This window comes from Cupriavidus plantarum, from assembly GCF_905397285.1.
GTDB classification, from domain to species: domain Bacteria; phylum Pseudomonadota; class Gammaproteobacteria; order Burkholderiales; family Burkholderiaceae; genus Cupriavidus; species Cupriavidus plantarum.
Map to the genome: position 1 here is coordinate 438,549 of NZ_CAJPUX010000002.1, position 15,740 is coordinate 454,288.

At 65.9% G+C, this 15,740-nt stretch carries 12 protein-coding genes; 4 read left to right on the forward strand and 8 right to left on the reverse strand.

The window, feature by feature from the left end; all coding sequences use genetic code 11:
- Nucleotides 1–24: 24 nt before the first annotated feature.
- The 7 genes from KHP16_RS10700 to KHP16_RS10730 form a co-directional block, all read right to left on the reverse strand.
- On the reverse strand, nt 25–2,646 hold the full coding sequence (locus KHP16_RS10700; protein WP_211960154.1) for an autotransporter family protein: 2,622 nt from the start codon (nt 2,644–2,646) through the stop codon (nt 25–27).
- A gap of 122 nt (nt 2,647–2,768) precedes the next feature.
- Entirely contained in the window at nt 2,769–4,403 is a 1,635-nt protein-coding gene (locus tag KHP16_RS10705) for a methyl-accepting chemotaxis protein (RefSeq protein ID WP_115953234.1), read from the reverse strand.
- Between the two features lie 186 nt (nt 4,404–4,589).
- Nucleotides 4,590–5,741, reverse strand: coding sequence for an ABC transporter substrate-binding protein (locus KHP16_RS10710; RefSeq protein ID WP_121491608.1), 1,152 nt, complete (start codon nt 5,739–5,741; stop codon nt 4,590–4,592).
- A 34-nt stretch (nt 5,742–5,775) separates the two neighbouring features.
- Nucleotides 5,776–6,483 (reverse strand): ABC transporter ATP-binding protein, encoded by a 708-nt coding sequence (locus tag KHP16_RS10715; RefSeq protein ID WP_211960155.1) that lies wholly within the window; start codon nt 6,481–6,483, stop codon nt 5,776–5,778.
- On the reverse strand, nt 6,470–7,261 hold the full coding sequence (locus tag KHP16_RS10720; RefSeq protein ID WP_211960156.1) for an ABC transporter ATP-binding protein: 792 nt from the start codon (nt 7,259–7,261) through the stop codon (nt 6,470–6,472). Before KHP16_RS10720 ends, KHP16_RS10715 begins: the two co-directional genes overlap by 14 nt.
- On the reverse strand, nt 7,254–8,309 hold the full coding sequence (locus tag KHP16_RS10725) for a branched-chain amino acid ABC transporter permease (RefSeq protein WP_115953230.1): 1,056 nt from the start codon (nt 8,307–8,309) through the stop codon (nt 7,254–7,256). The genes KHP16_RS10720 and KHP16_RS10725 overlap by 8 nt, the downstream gene beginning before the upstream one ends.
- A gap of 10 nt (nt 8,310–8,319) precedes the next feature.
- Nucleotides 8,320–9,183, reverse strand: coding sequence for a branched-chain amino acid ABC transporter permease (locus KHP16_RS10730; protein ID WP_109583357.1), 864 nt, complete (start codon nt 9,181–9,183; stop codon nt 8,320–8,322).
- A gap of 400 nt (nt 9,184–9,583) precedes the next feature.
- Between KHP16_RS10730 and KHP16_RS10735 the strand changes: the two genes are divergently transcribed.
- The 4 genes from KHP16_RS10735 (at nt 9,584) to KHP16_RS10750 (ending at nt 14,751) form a co-directional block, all read left to right on the forward strand.
- Complete coding sequence (locus KHP16_RS10735) at nt 9,584–10,429, forward strand: IclR family transcriptional regulator (protein ID WP_179593863.1); 846 nt, start codon at nt 9,584–9,586, stop codon at nt 10,427–10,429.
- A 46-nt stretch (nt 10,430–10,475) separates the two neighbouring features.
- Entirely contained in the window at nt 10,476–11,285 is an 810-nt protein-coding gene (locus KHP16_RS10740) for an SDR family oxidoreductase (RefSeq protein ID WP_109583355.1), read from the forward strand.
- Between the two features lie 116 nt (nt 11,286–11,401).
- Nucleotides 11,402–12,328 (forward strand): Bug family tripartite tricarboxylate transporter substrate binding protein, encoded by a 927-nt coding sequence (locus KHP16_RS10745; RefSeq protein ID WP_244214645.1) that lies wholly within the window; start codon nt 11,402–11,404, stop codon nt 12,326–12,328.
- A 296-nt stretch (nt 12,329–12,624) separates the two neighbouring features.
- The gene (locus KHP16_RS10750; protein ID WP_179594048.1) at nt 12,625–14,751 is read left to right on the forward strand and encodes a TonB-dependent receptor family protein; all 2,127 of its coding nucleotides are present in this window, start codon (nt 12,625–12,627) and stop codon (nt 14,749–14,751) included.
- 13 nt (nt 14,752–14,764) lie between these two features.
- Here KHP16_RS10750 and KHP16_RS10755 read toward each other — a convergent pair whose 3' ends face one another.
- On the reverse strand, nt 14,765–15,664 hold the full coding sequence (locus tag KHP16_RS10755) for a LysR family transcriptional regulator (RefSeq protein WP_115953226.1): 900 nt from the start codon (nt 15,662–15,664) through the stop codon (nt 14,765–14,767).
- Nucleotides 15,665–15,740: the final 76 nt, after the last annotated feature.

Sequence of the window (15,740 nt, forward strand, 5' to 3'; positions counted from 1 at the left end):
AGGTCCCTCCGTACGAATCCCGATTTACCAGTTCACGCGCACGCCAATCTTCCCATCCCATGCTTCCCGCGACCCATCGAAGCCGCGCTGATACCCCACGCTCATGAACACGAACGCGTTGCGGGCGACTTCGCCGGTAACGCCGAGCTTGATCTCGCCCCACGATCCGGCAGTATCCGCCCGGAACGGGATGCTGCCCGCCGAGGAGGAGAAGCTCGTCTTCGGGTCGCCGAGGAATTCATGCCACGCGCTGACACGCGCCCAGGCTGTGAGTTCTCGCGGAACGCCGGTGCTCCCGTGCATCCACGTGCGGGCCAGGCGGACGCCGAGGCGTCCGGCAAGCGATTGGGCGTCGCTGAAGCCGATGCGTGCGCCGGCATCGGTGGCATCGTGCAGGTCGACCCATTGGTAGATCAACTGCGCCTGCGGTTCGATGACCCAGTCCGTCGCGAGTCGCAGCGGATAACCGGCCTCCGCGGCCGTGGCGATGGCGAAACCGTTGGTCGACATCTCGGGCAGGCCGCGGTGGCCGTTCGCCTGCACGTCATACCACGTGTACTGCAATACGCCATCGACGTACCAGTCGCCCGGGCCGTAATGCGTCCAGTACCCGCCGAACGTATAGCCGTCCAGCGTGTCGTTGCCGGCATTGCCGCCGTCGAAATGATTGACGTCGACGCTCGCGCGGCCGATGGCCGCATACGCGCCGGCCGTGTCGCGGTGCCCCGTGTGCAGGGCGCGCCGCCACAGGTCCATGCCGATCTGTCCGCCCGTGAAGCGGTAGTCGTAGCCAGGGCCGTTGCCGTAGATACCATTGGCCGCGCCATCGCGCGACCCGGTCATGCCGATCAGGCGACCCCACGCACCGTTCGGGCCCATGCGCGACGCGAGGTCCGTGCGTCCGCGAAGCATGGCCTGCTCGCCGGCGCGCTCATGGAAGGAGTCGATCAGCGTCCGGCCGAACTGCAGCGCGGCGGAAGGGATGGCGGCGTAGAGCGAGACTTCCGGGCGATAGTGGGGAAGCGGAGGCGTGGGCGACGGGCCCGGAGGCGCGGGGCAGGGCGGCACGGGCGCATTGGCGCCGCTGCAGGACAGGAACGAGCGCAGGTACCAGTTATCGGGCTGACTTCCATCCACGCTGCCGCGATAAAGCGTGTATTCATACGGGCCACTGATTGCGGGTGCGCCCAGCGCGAAGGCGCCGGGAGCGGTGGTGCCCCCGTTGGCCGCTCCCACCACGAGAATACCGTCGCCCGTGGTGCCGCTGCCGGGACCACCGGCGTTGGCGATGCGCAGTCGGGACGTGCCGCTGGCGTGGCCGCCGTCTATCAGGAGCCGGTCCGAAGGCGACCCATCGCCGCCCAGATAAGTGTTCATGGCGAGCACGCCGTTGCTGCCGGCGTAGTTCGTGGTTTGCAGCACGTGGAAGCTGCCCGCCCCCGGCGAAAACTGGATCGTTCCGCCTTCGTTGGTCAGCGTGGTCACGACGGAGTTGCCGGTCAGCAGCCATGTCGAGCTTTGGAGCGTCACGTTGGACGTGTTCCGCGCGTCGGTGGACACGGCGCCCCGCACGGTGGAGCCGGAGAGGAGGACATTCGCCACCGTGGGCGAGGCGCCAGAGACGGTGAGCCAGTTCCCATTGTTCTCGGTGGCGACGCTGTCGTACAACGACACCGACGATACGCCGCCATCGGTTGAAATGCTGCTGCCTTGTGTGCTGGCAAGCGTGACGTCGTGCAACGTGGCGATGCCGGCCCCAGATATGCGCAGCGCGGCGGCATTGTCGCCGGTTGCCCGCAATGCGCTGCGCGTGATCGACAGGGTTCCGGTGTCGAGCAGCAAGGCCGCGTCCGCTTTGGCGCCCGATGTCAGCACAGCCGAGTCCGCCAGCGACAATGATGCCGCGCTGCCCGTGGCGGCGATCCCGCTCGCCTCGGTGCCACTGGTCTCGATTCGCGCGCCGGACAGTCTCACGGCGCCCCCGTACGCGGCGATGGCCCCCGCGGCGGCAAAGCCGCTCGTATGGACGTTCGCGGTACCCTCGATCAGGTTCCGCGAGCCGGTGGCAAAGATGCCGTACGCGCGTATGCCGGAGGTCTGGATCTGGCCGCCGAGCAGCGTAATGCGCGAACCGGCGCCCGGCGTGTAGACGGCGTACGCGTCGTCGCCTCGCGTGGTGACATCGGCGGCGCTGTGAATGGTGGAGAGATTCGCGGCGAGCATGCCAAACCCGCGCTCGGTGATGATGCTTCCACTGATGGAGACATGGCTGCCCTCCTCGGCATACACGCCGTTGGTCGACGTCGACAACGCATGCAGGCTGACATTGGCGGCGTCGATCTGGCCTCCCCGTAGGGCTTCCAGCACCGCGCCGCGAGTTCCTTGCAGCGTGGAGTCGGTCAGCCGGATGATGCCGCCACTGTTCGCCACGGCCGTGCTGGTGCTGTGGCCGATCGCGGTGACAGAATGGGCGACCAGCGTGCTGCCGGGATTCGCCGCCAGCAGCGCGGGGTCGCTCGATGTGCCTTCGAACGTGCCGCCGTCGACGGTTTGCGTCGTCCCATCCGTTACCGCGATCGAGGCAGCGTGGGCCAGCGAAACCGGCATCGACAATGCCAGCAGCATACGGCGACATAGACGTGGCATGCAGTCTCCCGGAATGTCATGGGGGATGCACCCATGATATGGCGCGGAAGACAAAAACGCGGTCGCCTTTGACGCCGCCGATTGTGTTGGCGGGAATAGCGGCGGCGTCGGTCAGTGCAATGTCAGTGGGCGAGGGCGTGCAGGCGCGGTGCGGCGAGTCGCGGTGCCATCCGATGGGAAGCCGTGCGGTTGCCCTCGTCGACCGTGAACGTCGCCAGCACTTCCTTGAGCATGCGGGCCTGCTCGTCGAGCGAGCGCGCCGCGGCTGCGGCCTCTTCCACCAGTGCGGCGTTCTGCTGCGTCACGCCGTCCATCTGCGTCACCGCGGTCGCGACCTGGCCGATGCCGCGGCTCTGTTCGGCGGAGGCGGTGGAGATCTCGCGCATGATCTGCGTGACGTTGTGCACGGCCTGCGTGACCTCGGTCATCGCCACCCCGGCCTGTTGCACGTAGCCCGAGCCCGCGTGCACGCGGTCGACCGAGCGGTCGATCAGCTCCTTGATTTCCTTGGCGGCGGTGGATGAGCGTTGCGCCAGGCTGCGCACCTCGCCGGCGACGACCGCGAAGCCGCGGCCTTGCTCGCCCGCGCGGGCCGCTTCCACGGCGGCGTTCAGCGCGAGGATGTTGGTCTGGAACGCAATGCCCTCGATGATCGCGATGATGTCAGCGATCTTGGCCGAGCTTTGCGAAATTTCGTCCATGGTCGAGATCACGCGGCCCACCACTTCGCTGCCCTGCGTCGCCTTGTCCGACGCATCGTTCGCGAGCGCGGCGGCATGCGAGGCGTTGTCGGCGTTCAGCTTCACCGTACCGCTGATCTCCTCCATGCTCGCGGCGGTCTCTTCGAGCGATGCCGCCTGTTGCTCGGTGCGCGACGACAGGTCCATGTTGCCGCTTGCGATCTCGCCGGCCGCGCCAGTGATCGTGTCGGCGGACTGTCGGATATGGCGCACGGTGTCGGACAGCTCGTGCTGCATGCTGGCCAGCGCGCGCTGCAGCGTCCCGATCTCGTTGTTGCCGTAGGTCTCTTCGCGGTGCGCGGAAGCGCGCAGGTCGCCGCCCGCCATGCGTGTCAGGTCCTCGGCCATCGCGGCAATCGGCTTGACGACGAGGCGCGTCATCGCCGCGCGCAGTGCCAGGCTGATCACGAGCGCGGCCAGCGCGCAGATGGCCAGCACGATATTGACGATGCGCGTGTCATGCGCGGCGCTCGCGTGGCGCGCCTGCGCACGCGACGCCGTGTACTGCTGCAGCGGCTTCGACAGTTCGTCGAGCTGCTTGTACAGCGGGCTGCTGAACTCGAGCTGGATGCGCGTGTAGCCGTCGAAGTCCTTCGCTTCCAGGGCGCCGAACTCGGGCATGATCCCCTTTTCCATCATCGCCTTGTGCTTGGCGTTGGCGTCTTCCAGCAGCGCCTTGCCTTCGCCGGTGGCGGGCACGGCGGCGAAAGCCTCCCACTCCTGCTGCGATGCCGCGCAGTACTCGCGCGCGGCCGCCAGTTGCTTGGCCGCGGCGGCATCCTGGCCGTCGCCCGTGAGCGTCTGGTAGCGGTTCTTGGCGGAGCGGCAACGCAGCAGCATCTCGGAGCTGCGGCCGAGCGCGGTCATGGCGACCATGTCCTGCTCGTACATCGCGTTGAGCGCGTTGCCCGAGCGGTGCAGCGCGATGAACGCGCACGCGCCGACGATGAGCACGAGCGCGAGGAAGAGGGCTGTCACCATGGACAGTCCGGTGCGGATCGAGAGGTTTTTCAGCATGACGGTTTCCCGCTAGTCATAAACATGGATATGTTTAACGGCAGATACGGGATAACCCTGAGTCCTTTTTTCTTCGAAACCGGAAGGAAAAAGGGCGCCACTCTCGCGGCGCCCCCATTCCCCTCTCTCTCTCTCTTTGCTGCCTGCCCAACTTCGCCGGTTTTGCCAACCGGTCTCCCTCCGTCGTTATTTCGACAATTCCGACAGCCGCACGGGCTGGATCTTGCCGTTCTGCACCCATCCCACCACGGTATCGGCCACGGTGCCGCCCCTGGCATCGAGACCTTCCACCTCGTTGGGGTTCGCGTCCTTCGGCAGCGCCTTGAACGCATCGGCCATCTTCGCGCGGATGGCGGTGGCGTCGCTGGTACTGTTGGCAAGCTTCATGGCGCCGACGAGCGCATAGACGGCCGTGTAGTTTAGCGACATCTCGGTGGTGGCATCCTTGTTGCCGTGCGACTTGCGATAACGCGCGTTGTACGCCTGCGTGACGGGGCGCGCGTCGTTGACCAGCGGCATCACGCCGATGGACCCTTCCAGCATGGCAAGGCCATTCGTGACCTTCGCCATCTCGTCCATCTTTGCCTGATCCATGATGATGAAGCCACCCTTGAAGCCGAGTTCGCGCGCCTGCTTGACGACGAGCGCGGTGGGCTCCGATGGCCCGCCGACGAACATCACGTCGGGCTTGTCGGCGATGGCGCGCGAGACGCCCGTGTAGAAGTCGGTGGCCTTGGTGTAGGACATCGGATTGTTGCCGACGATCTTGCCGCCCGCGCCCTCCCACGCCGGGACGAACGCCTGCACCCATGCCTTCGCATAGTCGTGATCGGCCGGGACCAGGGCCACGTTCTTGCCGTAGCGCTTCATCTGCGCCTTGACGAAGGGGTCGATGTAGCCCGTGTAAGCCGGCGGGATGCGGATGGTCAGCTTGTTGCCGGCATCGGTGATGCGCGGCACGCTCGAGTACGCCATGACCAGGAACTTCTCCTGCTCGTTGAACGCCTGCAGCGCGAAGATGCCGCCCGAGTGCGGCACGAACACGGCGGGCACCTTGTGCTGCTGCACCAGGCGTCGCGCGTTGATTGCGGCCTCCGCCGGCGCGTACTTGTCGTCAAGCGCGACCACCTCGAACTTCACCTTCTTGCCGGCGATCTCGGGGTTGGTCGCATTGATCTCGTCCACGGCCATCTGCACGCCGGACAACACGTTCTTGCCGTACAGCGCGGCGCCACCTGAAAGCGGCCCCGTATAGCCAAGCTTGACGACTTCCTGCGCGAACGCCGGCACGGTGGCCAGCAGCGCCGCCAGCGCGGCGGCAACGGTCTTGCGCTTCATGTCTCTCTCCTTGTCGTATTAACCGCCGATGTCGTTAACCGCCGATGTAGGCCTTGCGGATGCCTTCGTCCTTCAGCAGCGTGTCGCGATCGCCCTCCATGACGATACGGCCGCTTTCGATCACGTACGCGCGATGCGCGATGCCCAGCGCCGCGTACGCATTCTGTTCCGCGAGCAGCACCGTGGTGCCCGCGCGGTTGATGCGCTGGATGACCTCGAACATCTGCTTCACCACGAGCGGCGCGAGCCCGAGGGACGGCTCGTCGAGCAGCAGCGCGCGCGGGCGGCTCATCAACGCGCGGCCCAGCGCGACCATCTGCTGCTGGCCGCCGGAAAGCGACCCGGCGGCATCCTCGCGCTTCTGATGCAGGATGGGGAACAGTTCGTACACTTCGTCGAGCGTGCGGCGGATGCCCGCGCGGTCCCGCCGATGCACGTAGGCGCCAAGCGTGAGGTTCTTCTCGACGGTCATGGCCGGGAACAGCTTGCGTCCCTCCGGGCAGTGCACGAGACCCGCCTGCACGATCTGCGACGGCTTCATGCCGCTCAGTTCGCGGCCGTCGAAACGCATGCTGCCACCGTTCGTCCGATGAATGCCGCTCATCGCGAGGAAGATCGAGCTCTTCCCCGCGCCGTTGGCGCCGAGCAGCACCACGAGCTCGCCCGCGCCCGCGTGGAGCGAGACGTCTTCGAGCGCGCGAAAGCTGCCGTACGAGAGCGATACCCGTTCAAGCTGCAACATGGTCGGCTCCCATGGGGTCGATAACAGGCGCCGCGCCCAGATAGGCTTCGATGACTTGCGGGTCCCGCTGGATCTGCGCGGGCGTGCCCTCGGCGATCTTCTGGCCGTAGTTCAGCACCATGATCTTGTCGGCGATGCGCATGATCATGTCCATCTTGTGTTCGATGAGGCAGACCGTTTTGCCGTGCTTCACCATCTTGCGGATAAGTTCGGACAGGCCAACGGTCTCCTCCGGGTTCACGCCGCCCGCCGGCTCGTCGAGCAGCAGCAGTTCCGGATCGGTGGTCCACGCCAGCGCGAACGCCACGCGCTTGCGCGCCTCCTGCGTGATATCGCCGGCGAGTTCGTGGGCGAGGTGCGAGAGTCCGACGAAGTCGAGCGCGGCTTCCGCCTTCTCCCGGCAGCGTGCTTCTTCCTCGCGCCAGCGGCGCGTGTGGAGCAGCACGTCGGCGAGGCCCGACCGCGTGCGCAGCCGGTGGCCGACGATCAGGTTGTCGAGCACGGTGGCGCGGTCGAACAGTGACGTGGCCTGGAACGTGCGCGCCACGCCCAGGCGCGCGATGCGGTCCGCGCGCAGGCCCGCCACGTCGGTGCCCTTGAAGCGGATCTCTCCGGACGTAGGCGCATGCGTCCCCGCGATCAGGTTGAAGAACGTGGTCTTGCCCGCGCCATTGGGGCCGATGATCGCGTTGATCTGTCCGGCCTCGAACGTCACCGAGACATCGCTGACCGCAGTCAGGCCGCCGAACGTTTTGGTCAGGTTGCGGATTTCAAGCATGGTCGGCTCCCGGGCGGGTGGTCATGGGGCGGCGCGCGGCGGCTGCGTGCCGGTCTCCCTCATCGCGGACGTCGCGGGCGTCCCGGGCGGAGGCGCGCCGCAACGCGGCCGAGCGCCGGGCGCGGCGGGCCAGGAACGCGCCGACGATGCCTTCGGGGAAGAAGATGATCAGCAGCACCAGCACCGGCCCGAACACCAGCATGCGGTAGTCCTGCAGAAACTGCAGCGTCTGCGTGACCCACGGCACGAGTACCGAACCGAGCAGCGGTCCGAGCAGGGTGCCTGTCCCGCCGACGAGCATCGCCATGACCATGTCGAACGTGAGATCCGTGCGCGCGATATCGGGTCCCAGGAAGCGGACCTGTCCCGCGTAGAGGGCGCCCGCGAAGCCGGCATAGCCCACCGACAGCACGAACGACAGCATCTTCGTGCGCATGAGGCCAATGCCCAGCGCTTCCGCCAGCACGTCGCTGTTGCGCACCGCCATCAGGCTCCGGCCGAGCAGGGACGTGACGATGCGATGCATGATGAAGGTGCCCACGACCAGGAACGCGAGCACGAGGTAATACTGCGCGGTCACGCTGTCGAAGGACAGGGGCCCGATCGGCGCTGGCACCGGGATGCCGATGAGCCCGACCGTACCGTGCGTGAGGGACTCCCACTTCTCGATCAGCAGATAGATGATGTAGCCGATGCACATCGTGAAGATCGCGAAGTAGTGCCCCTTGAGCCGTAGCGAGACGGCACCCACGACGAAGCCCACCGCCATGCAGAGGCAGCCTGACAGCGCGAATGCGAGCCAGAACGGCACGCCGTGATCGACGGTCAGGATGCCCAGTGTGTACGCGCCGATCGCCATGAAGCCGCCATGCGCGAGATTGAGCTGGCCTGTGTAGCCGGTCAGCAGGTTCAGGCCCAGCGTGGCAATCGCATAGATGAACGCGAGCGTCGTCACGGTGATGAAGTAGCTGTTGGGCACGCACAGCGGAAACGCGATGGCGATGGCCAGCAGCAGGGCCCAGCCGGCCTTGCCTTGCAGTGATGTCATGGGGAACTCCTCAGGCCATGCGGCCGGCGAACAGGCCTTGCGGCCGTACCGAGAGAATCAGCACGAGCAGCAGGAACGCGATGATGTCCTTGTAGTCGGTGGACACGTAGAAGCCACCGAAGCTTTCGGCCATGCCGATGATCAGGCCGCCGACGATGGCGCCGGGGATGCTGCCCATGCCGCCGAGGATGATGATCACGAACGCCTTCGTGATCACGAGGTTGCCCATGCTCGGATAAACGAGGTTGATCGGCGCGTATAGCGTGGCCGCGACCGCCGCCAGCGCGCCGGAAATTGCGAAGACCAACAGCGTGACGCGCGTGGCGTCGATGCCGACCAGCGCCGCGCCGTCGCGGTTCTGCGCCATCGCGACGATCGTGGAACCTGTCACCGTGCGCGTGAGGAACAGGTGCAGCAGCACCATGAGTCCGAAGGCGGCGGCGATGATCAGCAGCCGCTGCATCGGCGCGGTCAGGCCGAAGAGCTCGACCATCTGCCCGTAGGGCGTAGGCATGCGATGGAAGTCCGCGCCCCAGAGCGCCTGCGCGCCCGCTTCGAGGAACAGCAGGATGCCGATGGCCGCGATCATGTCGTGCACTTCCGGCGCGTTACGCAGCGGATGAAACACCAGCCGGTCCGCGAGCATCGACAGGCACGCCACCGTGCCCGCGGCGGCAAGCATCGCGAACCAGTAGTTGACGCCGTACGACGTCATCAGGAAGTAGGACACATACGCGCCGGCCATGTAGAACGCGCCGTGCGCGAAGTTCGGCACGTGCAGAATGCCGTAGACCAGCGTGAGGCCCAGTGCGACGAGGCTATACACGCCGCCCAGCGTCAGGCCATTGAGGAACTGCTGAAAAAACAAAGCCACGGTCGTCTCCTTCGCTGCTGCATCGTTCGCCCGGCGGCGCGATGCGCGTGCTTGTGTTTGACCGTCTGTGCGGTCCCGTGACGCCGTGTTGTGCACGGTCGTTCGTTTTTTGTTCAGCGGACTTTTGCATGGTCGTTCGCCCAGCGTCAAGCGATATGGCCGCATATTCCGCAGATCGAAATAGGACGCGGAAACCTCGCTGTGCCGCGGGGATTTTCCTCAGTGGAATCCCTGATTTGCGGCGTCGGCCGTGTGGCGGACAGTGCTTCGCGTGATGTCGCGCGCGGGATATGTACGGGGTCAATACCGACCATCGATGCGGCACATATCATTCGCGCGCATGTCCCCGGGATTCCCCCGTGATTTCCAGTCGTGACTTCCCCTTCGACGGCAGCCTTGCATGAAGCGATCCACCTCGATTCCGCAGCCCGTAGACGCGGCCCTCGTGTCCGGCGCGACCGTGTTGCCCCTCGACGATGACGATCGGAATTTCGTCGGCGCCCTGGCGCGCGGGCTCGAACTGCTGCGCGCGTTCGGTCCCGGCGACGACTACCTCGGCAATGCCGAACTGTCGCGCCGCACCGGCATTCCACGTCCCACGGTCTCACGCCTGACCTATACGCTGGCAAGCCTCGGCTACCTCGTCTACGTGGAGAGCCACGAAAAATATCGCGTGGGGCAGGGCGCGCTGCTGCCAGCGCATCGCTATCTCGCGGGGGCGGGCATTCGCGACATCGCGCAACCGCTGATGCAATCCCTCGCCTTTGCTACGGGCTGCACGGTGGCGCTCGCCGCCCCCGACCGGCACGACATGCTTTACCTCGAAGCGTGCCAGCCGCGCGGTGGTCTCGTCATGCGGCTCACGCCGGGCTCCCGCTTGCCGATGGCGAGTTCCGCCATCGGCCGCGCATGGCTGGCGGGGCTCGATCCCTCGCGGCGCGCGGCGGTCATCTCCGAGCTCGAACGACATTACGGTCCGCGCTGGCCCGGGCTGCGGACGAAGCTCGACCGCACGTTGCGCGAGTACGCGCGGCGCGGCTTCTGCGTCGCGCACGCGGAGTGGGACCGCTCGGTCAGCGGCGTGGCCGCGCCTGTGCGGCTCGAGGATGGCCGCGAGGTGCTGTCGATCAATATCGGCGGCGCGTCCACGCGCCTCTCGCCGGAAATCCTCGAGACCAATCTCGGGCCCCGTATCCGCGATCTCGCTCACACGCTGCAGCAACGGCTGTGGCACCACGCCGCCTGATGGCGGCGAAGGTACGTTTCGCTCAAAGCAAAGAGGAGGTAATGCAATGGAGGTTCGTGGCAAATGCGTCGTCGTGACCGGTGGCGCCAACGGCATCGGGCGCGCGCTGTGCGACGCGTTCGCGCGCGGCGGCGCGCGCGCGATCGGCATCGCGGATATCGACCCGTCTACCGCGGCATCGGTCGCGGCGGCCGTGCAGGCAAAGTACCCGGCGTGCCAGACGCTGCCCCGGCGCGTCGACGTGTCCAGCGAGGCAGCGGTGCAGGCGTTCGCCGACGAGTTCACGGGGCGGTTCGGCCAGATCGATGTGTTCTGCTCGAACGCAGGGATCATGATGCGCAAGGGCATCGAGACCACCGACGTCGAGTGGCTCCGCATGTGGGGCGTCAACGTGATGGGCCACGTCAACGCGGCCAAGGCGGTTCTCCCGCAGATGCTCGCGCGCGGCAGCGGCTACTTCGTCAATACGGTATCCGCGGCGGGCCTGCTGTCGCAGATTGGCTCCGCGTCGTATGCCACGACCAAGCATGCGGCGATCGGCTTCGCCGAGTGGCTGTCGATCACCTACGGCGACCGCGGCATCCGCGTCAGCTGCGTCTGCCCGCAGGGTGTGCAGACGCGCATGCTGCTGGGCGAGGACGGCGCGCGCAAGGGCTTTCTGCAGGAGGGTTCCGTCACGCCCGAGTTCGTCGCGGAGAAGACGCTAGAGGGGATCGCCAACGAGCAGTTCCTCATCCTGCCGCACGAGGAGGTGCTCGAGTATTACCGCCGCAAGGGAAAGGACTACGACCGCTGGCTGCGTGGCATGCGCCGGCTGCAAGAACAGGTTTCACAGCAGTTCGGCCTCGGCATCTGACGCCGGTGCCCGCACCCATAACAACTCAGGAGACAGCCATCATGCGTTCCGTATCGACCCCCGCCAGACGGACGTTCGTGCTTGCCGGCATTTGCACGCTGGCCACGCTAGGCGCCATGCATGCGCCCGCCGCGCACGCGCAGGGTTATCCCAACAAGCCGATTCGCGTCGTAGTCGGCTTTCCAAGCGGCGGTGCGCCAGACATTCTCGCGCGCACGTTTTCGGAGAAGATCTCGCCGTCGTGGGGGCAGTCGGTCGTGGTTGACAACAAGCCTGGCGCCGGTGGCAACATCGGCGCGGAGGCCGTTGCGCATGCGGCCCCAGATGGCTATACGCTCGCGCTCGGCACGGTCGGCACGCACTCGATCAACGGCGCGCTGTACTCCAGGATGCCGTACGACATGGTCAAGGACTTCGTGCCCGTGATCCTGCTGGCGTCGACCCCCAACGTGCTCGTCGTGCACCCATCGGTGCCCGCGAAGAACGTGCAGGAACTTATCGCGCTGGCCAAAAGCAGGCCGGGTCAACTGACGTTTGGCACGCCGGGCGTCGGCACCTCGCTGCACGTGTCCGGCGAACTCTTCAACACGATGGCCGGCACGAAGATCACGCACGTGCCATACAAGGGCCGCGCGATGGCCATCCCCGATCTGCTGGGCGGGCATATCACGATGATGTTCGACAACCTGCCGTCGGCCCTGCCGGTGGTCAAGGAAGGCAAGCTCCGCGCGCTCGGCGTGACCAGCGCGAAGCGCTCGCCGTCGGCACCGGACATTCCGACCATCGCGGAGCAGGGGCTCCCGGGCTATGAAGCGGAATCGTGGTTCGCGGTCTTCGCGCCGTCGGGCACGCCGAAGGAGGTCGTCGACAAGCTCAATGCCGAGCTGAACCGCATCTTCGAATTGCCGGACGTGAAGCAGAAGCTCGCCACGCTCGGGCTCGATCCGGTACTCGGCTCGCCCGACAGGCTCGCCGCCTACCAGAAGAGCGAGATCGCCAAGTGGGCGAAGGTGGTGAAGGAGTCGGGCGCGAAGGCGGAATAAGCATACGACAGGCCTCCCCCCAGGGTGCCACACCGCCCCGCCCCGCCCTGAGGCGGCACGGAAGTGTTTTTTGTGGCGTCATTTGATACTTTCGGCATTTGTCCGTCGATTGTTTGCCGATCGCCCGGCGCGCCGGGCGATCGGCCACCTCATGCCACCCACACTGTCGCGCGCCCGCAACGTCACGTCGTCTGTAGCGGAATTCTTTCAGTCCATTACAAGGCTTGATAACGATTATCATTTAGAATCCTCCGGCTTTTGTGATCTTAATAAACACGCACTCGCTGGAGAAGATGATGTATCCGAGCCGTCGCGGCCTGCCTGCCGCCTCCCTTGCCGGGCAACGCCTGGCCCTCTGCGCGACGGCCGGTGCCGTCATGCTGCTGTGTTCGACGTCCGCCGTTGCCCAGCAGGCGCAGGCCGAGACACAGGCTTCGCCGCAGAAGGAGGTGACGCTCGACACCATCCAGGTGACCGGCAACTGGCTTGGCTCGGGTCTCCAGAACAGCGTGAAGGGTTTCGCTGGCGCGCGGACCGTCGTCAACCAGACGCAGATCGACCAGAGCGGGGCGTCGAACATCGGCGACGTGCTGCGCCGCGTGCCCGGCGTGCAGTCGAGCGACAACTCTGGCACCGCGGGCAGCGCGATTTCGCTGAACGTTGGCGTGCGTGGCCTGACGGGCCGCTACACGCCAAGGTCGACGGTGCTGCTGGATGGCATTCCGCTGGCGGTGGCGCCTTATGGCCAGCCGCAACTGTCGTTCGCGCCGGTGAGCCTCGGCAACATCGATTCGATCGACGTCGTGCGCAGCGGCGGGTCGGTCCGCTACGGTCCGCAAAACGTCGGCGGCATCATCAACTTCACGACCAAGCCGATTCCGGCGGGCCCGGGCATTACCGGCGATGCGGCGATTCGCGAGAACATCTTCACGACCGGTGGCACCAACACGCAGTACAACGCATTCATCGGTACCACGCTCGACAGCGGGCTGGGACTCGCCTTCCTGTACTCGGGCCAGACCGGCCGTGAATGGCGCAAGGGCAGCGACGACGACGTCAACGATGTGGCCATCAAGTTCTCGTACGACCTGACGCCGTCGCAGCAGTTCTACGGCAAGGTCTCGTACTACGACGTCAAGTCCCGTACGCCGGGCGGTCTGACGGTCGCGCAGTTCAACGCCGATCCGTTCCAGAACACGCGTCCGAACGACTACTGGAGCGGCAACCGCTACGGTTTCGATCTTGGCTATGTGAACTCGATTTCCGACAATCAGGAATTCGAGATTCGCACGTTCTATAGCGACAGCTATCGTCAGAGCACGCTGACCAGCGGCGCGAACCTCGTGCACCAGCCCCGCAACTACACGACGTTCGGCATCGAGCCGCGCTATACGCATCGTCTGGCGCTCGGTCCCACGCTGCATGACATCACCGTGGGGTACCGCTATGTGCGCGAGCGCGGGGACGACAACTCGTTCAACGTGAACGCGACCACGGGCGCGGTCGGCCCCACTACCACGTTTGACAATGCGACCGATGCGCACGCCGTGTACATCGACGACCGCATCGCGATCGGCAACTGGCGCGTAACGCCGGGCCTGCGCTTCGAGCATATCGACACGAGCCGCCAGCAGGTGGGCGCATCGACGCCGTTCGAGAGCATCAACAACAAGCCGCTGCCGGCGATCAACGTTTCGTACCTGGTCAACAATGCGTGGACCGTGTTCGCGGACTACAGCACGTCGTTCGGGCCGGTGCAGAACATCCAGCTGAACTCGCAGACGCCTTCCAATCCGCTGTCGCCGGAAGTCGCGCGTACGTTCGAAGTGGGCACGCGCTGGACGGACAACAAGATCAAGGCCGAACTGAGCGCGTTCAAGATCAAGTTCGACAACCAGATCCTGCAGGTGCCGGGGCTCGTGCCTGCCACGTTCCAGAACATCGGCGCGACCGATCACGATGGCGTGGAAACGGCGATCGACTACACGTTCGACCAGAAGGGGCTGCTGTCGGGCCTGAACGTGTACGCCAATTACACGTACACGCGCGCCATCCAGAAATCGGGTACCACCGCGGGCCTCGACGTCCCGTTCTACTCGCGCACCACGGACACGGTGGGCGCGCGGTACAACTGGCGGCAATGGACGTTCAACATCGCCACGACGCACCAGAGTTCGCAGTTCGCGGATCTGGCCAACACCGTGCAGGAGTCGGCGGACGGCAGCAACGGCAAGATTCCGGGGTATCGCGTGTGGAACATCCAGGGCATGTTCAAGGTACCCCAGTTGAAGCGTACCGACATCGCGGTGGGCATCAACAACCTGTTCGACAAGCGCTACTACACGCGAACGGCGGACGGCAACGCCGGCCGCCTGGTCGGCGCCCCCCGCACGGTGTACGTGCAGGCACGGATCGGATTCTGAGTCCCGCGCGACGTTATTGCGAGGGGTAATCCCTCGCGACGATCTCCTGCAAATACGCACACACCGCCTTCACGCGCGGTGTGTGCTGCAACTCCTTGTGCACGGCAAGGTAGAGCATCCGCTCCACCTCCACCCGTCGTCCCAGCACCCGCGTCAGCCCGAACCGCTCCGCCCGCGCGAACGTGGGCAGCATGACGATCCCCGCGCCGCCCGCCGCCGCGAACATCTGCGCGAGCATGCTCGACGAGTGGAACACCACGCGCGGATTGGGCACGCCTTCGCGCAGCCACCGCACGGTATCGAGCTGTATCAGGTCATCGACGTAAGAGACAAAGTCGTGCGCCGCAAGGTCATCGACGGCGCGCGGCGTCCCGGCGCGGGACAGATAGTCCGGGGAGGCATAGAGGTGCAGCTGGAACGCGCCGATCGCCGACACCGCCAGCCCCCGCCCAGCGGACGGAAAGAAGCTGATGAAGATATCCGCCTCGCGCCGGTTCACCTGCACCTGGTTGGAGGACGTCACGAGCTCGACCTCTAGCAAGGGAAACCGCTTCCGCAGGGCCACAAACTCCGCCGCAAGATACAGCGAGGCGATCCCCTCCATCGTCGCCACCCGCACATGTCCGCAAGGTGTCCGATCGTTCGCCACCGCGGGCTCGGTGATGGCCAGCGCGCCGCGCTCCATGTCCTGCACGCAGGTCAGCAGCTCGAGCCCGCGCGGCGTGGGATGCAGGCCGGCACTGTCGCGAATGAAGAGCGTCTCGTTGAGCGATGCCTCGAGCGCCGCGATACGGCGGCTGACCGTGGAGTCGTCGATGCGAAGCTGCCGCGCGGCGGCGGTCAGGGTCTTGCTGCGGTTGACCTCCAGAAAGATGCGGAGGTCATCCCAGTTCAGTCGGGTAGGCGCTGGCATGGCGAAATGACGGGGCAAAAGAGGGGCAAAAGGAAGCGTCGGCGAGGCAGGCGCTCAAATTATGCCCCGTCCACGT

Coding starts and splice junctions, on each gene's coding strand:
- KHP16_RS10715 (WP_211960155.1), bottom strand. CDS start 6,483: ATGTTGCAGCTTGAACGGGTATCGCTCTCGTACGGCAGCTTTCGCGCG.
- KHP16_RS10735 (WP_179593863.1), top strand. CDS start 9,584: ATGAAGCGATCCACCTCGATTCCGCAGCCCGTAGACGCGGCCCTCGTG.
- KHP16_RS10725 (WP_115953230.1), bottom strand. CDS start 8,309: ATGACATCACTGCAAGGCAAGGCCGGCTGGGCCCTGCTGCTGGCCATC.
- KHP16_RS10745 (WP_244214645.1), top strand. CDS start 11,402: ATGCATGCGCCCGCCGCGCACGCGCAGGGTTATCCCAACAAGCCGATT.
- KHP16_RS10750 (WP_179594048.1), top strand. CDS start 12,625: ATGTATCCGAGCCGTCGCGGCCTGCCTGCCGCCTCCCTTGCCGGGCAA.
- KHP16_RS10740 (WP_109583355.1), top strand. CDS start 10,476: ATGGAGGTTCGTGGCAAATGCGTCGTCGTGACCGGTGGCGCCAACGGC.
- KHP16_RS10755 (WP_115953226.1), bottom strand. CDS start 15,664: ATGCCAGCGCCTACCCGACTGAACTGGGATGACCTCCGCATCTTTCTG.
- KHP16_RS10710 (WP_121491608.1), bottom strand. CDS start 5,741: ATGAAGCGCAAGACCGTTGCCGCCGCGCTGGCGGCGCTGCTGGCCACC.
- KHP16_RS10720 (WP_211960156.1), bottom strand. CDS start 7,261: ATGCTTGAAATCCGCAACCTGACCAAAACGTTCGGCGGCCTGACTGCG.
- KHP16_RS10700 (WP_211960154.1), bottom strand. CDS start 2,646: ATGCCACGTCTATGTCGCCGTATGCTGCTGGCATTGTCGATGCCGGTT.
- KHP16_RS10705 (WP_115953234.1), bottom strand. CDS start 4,403: ATGCTGAAAAACCTCTCGATCCGCACCGGACTGTCCATGGTGACAGCC.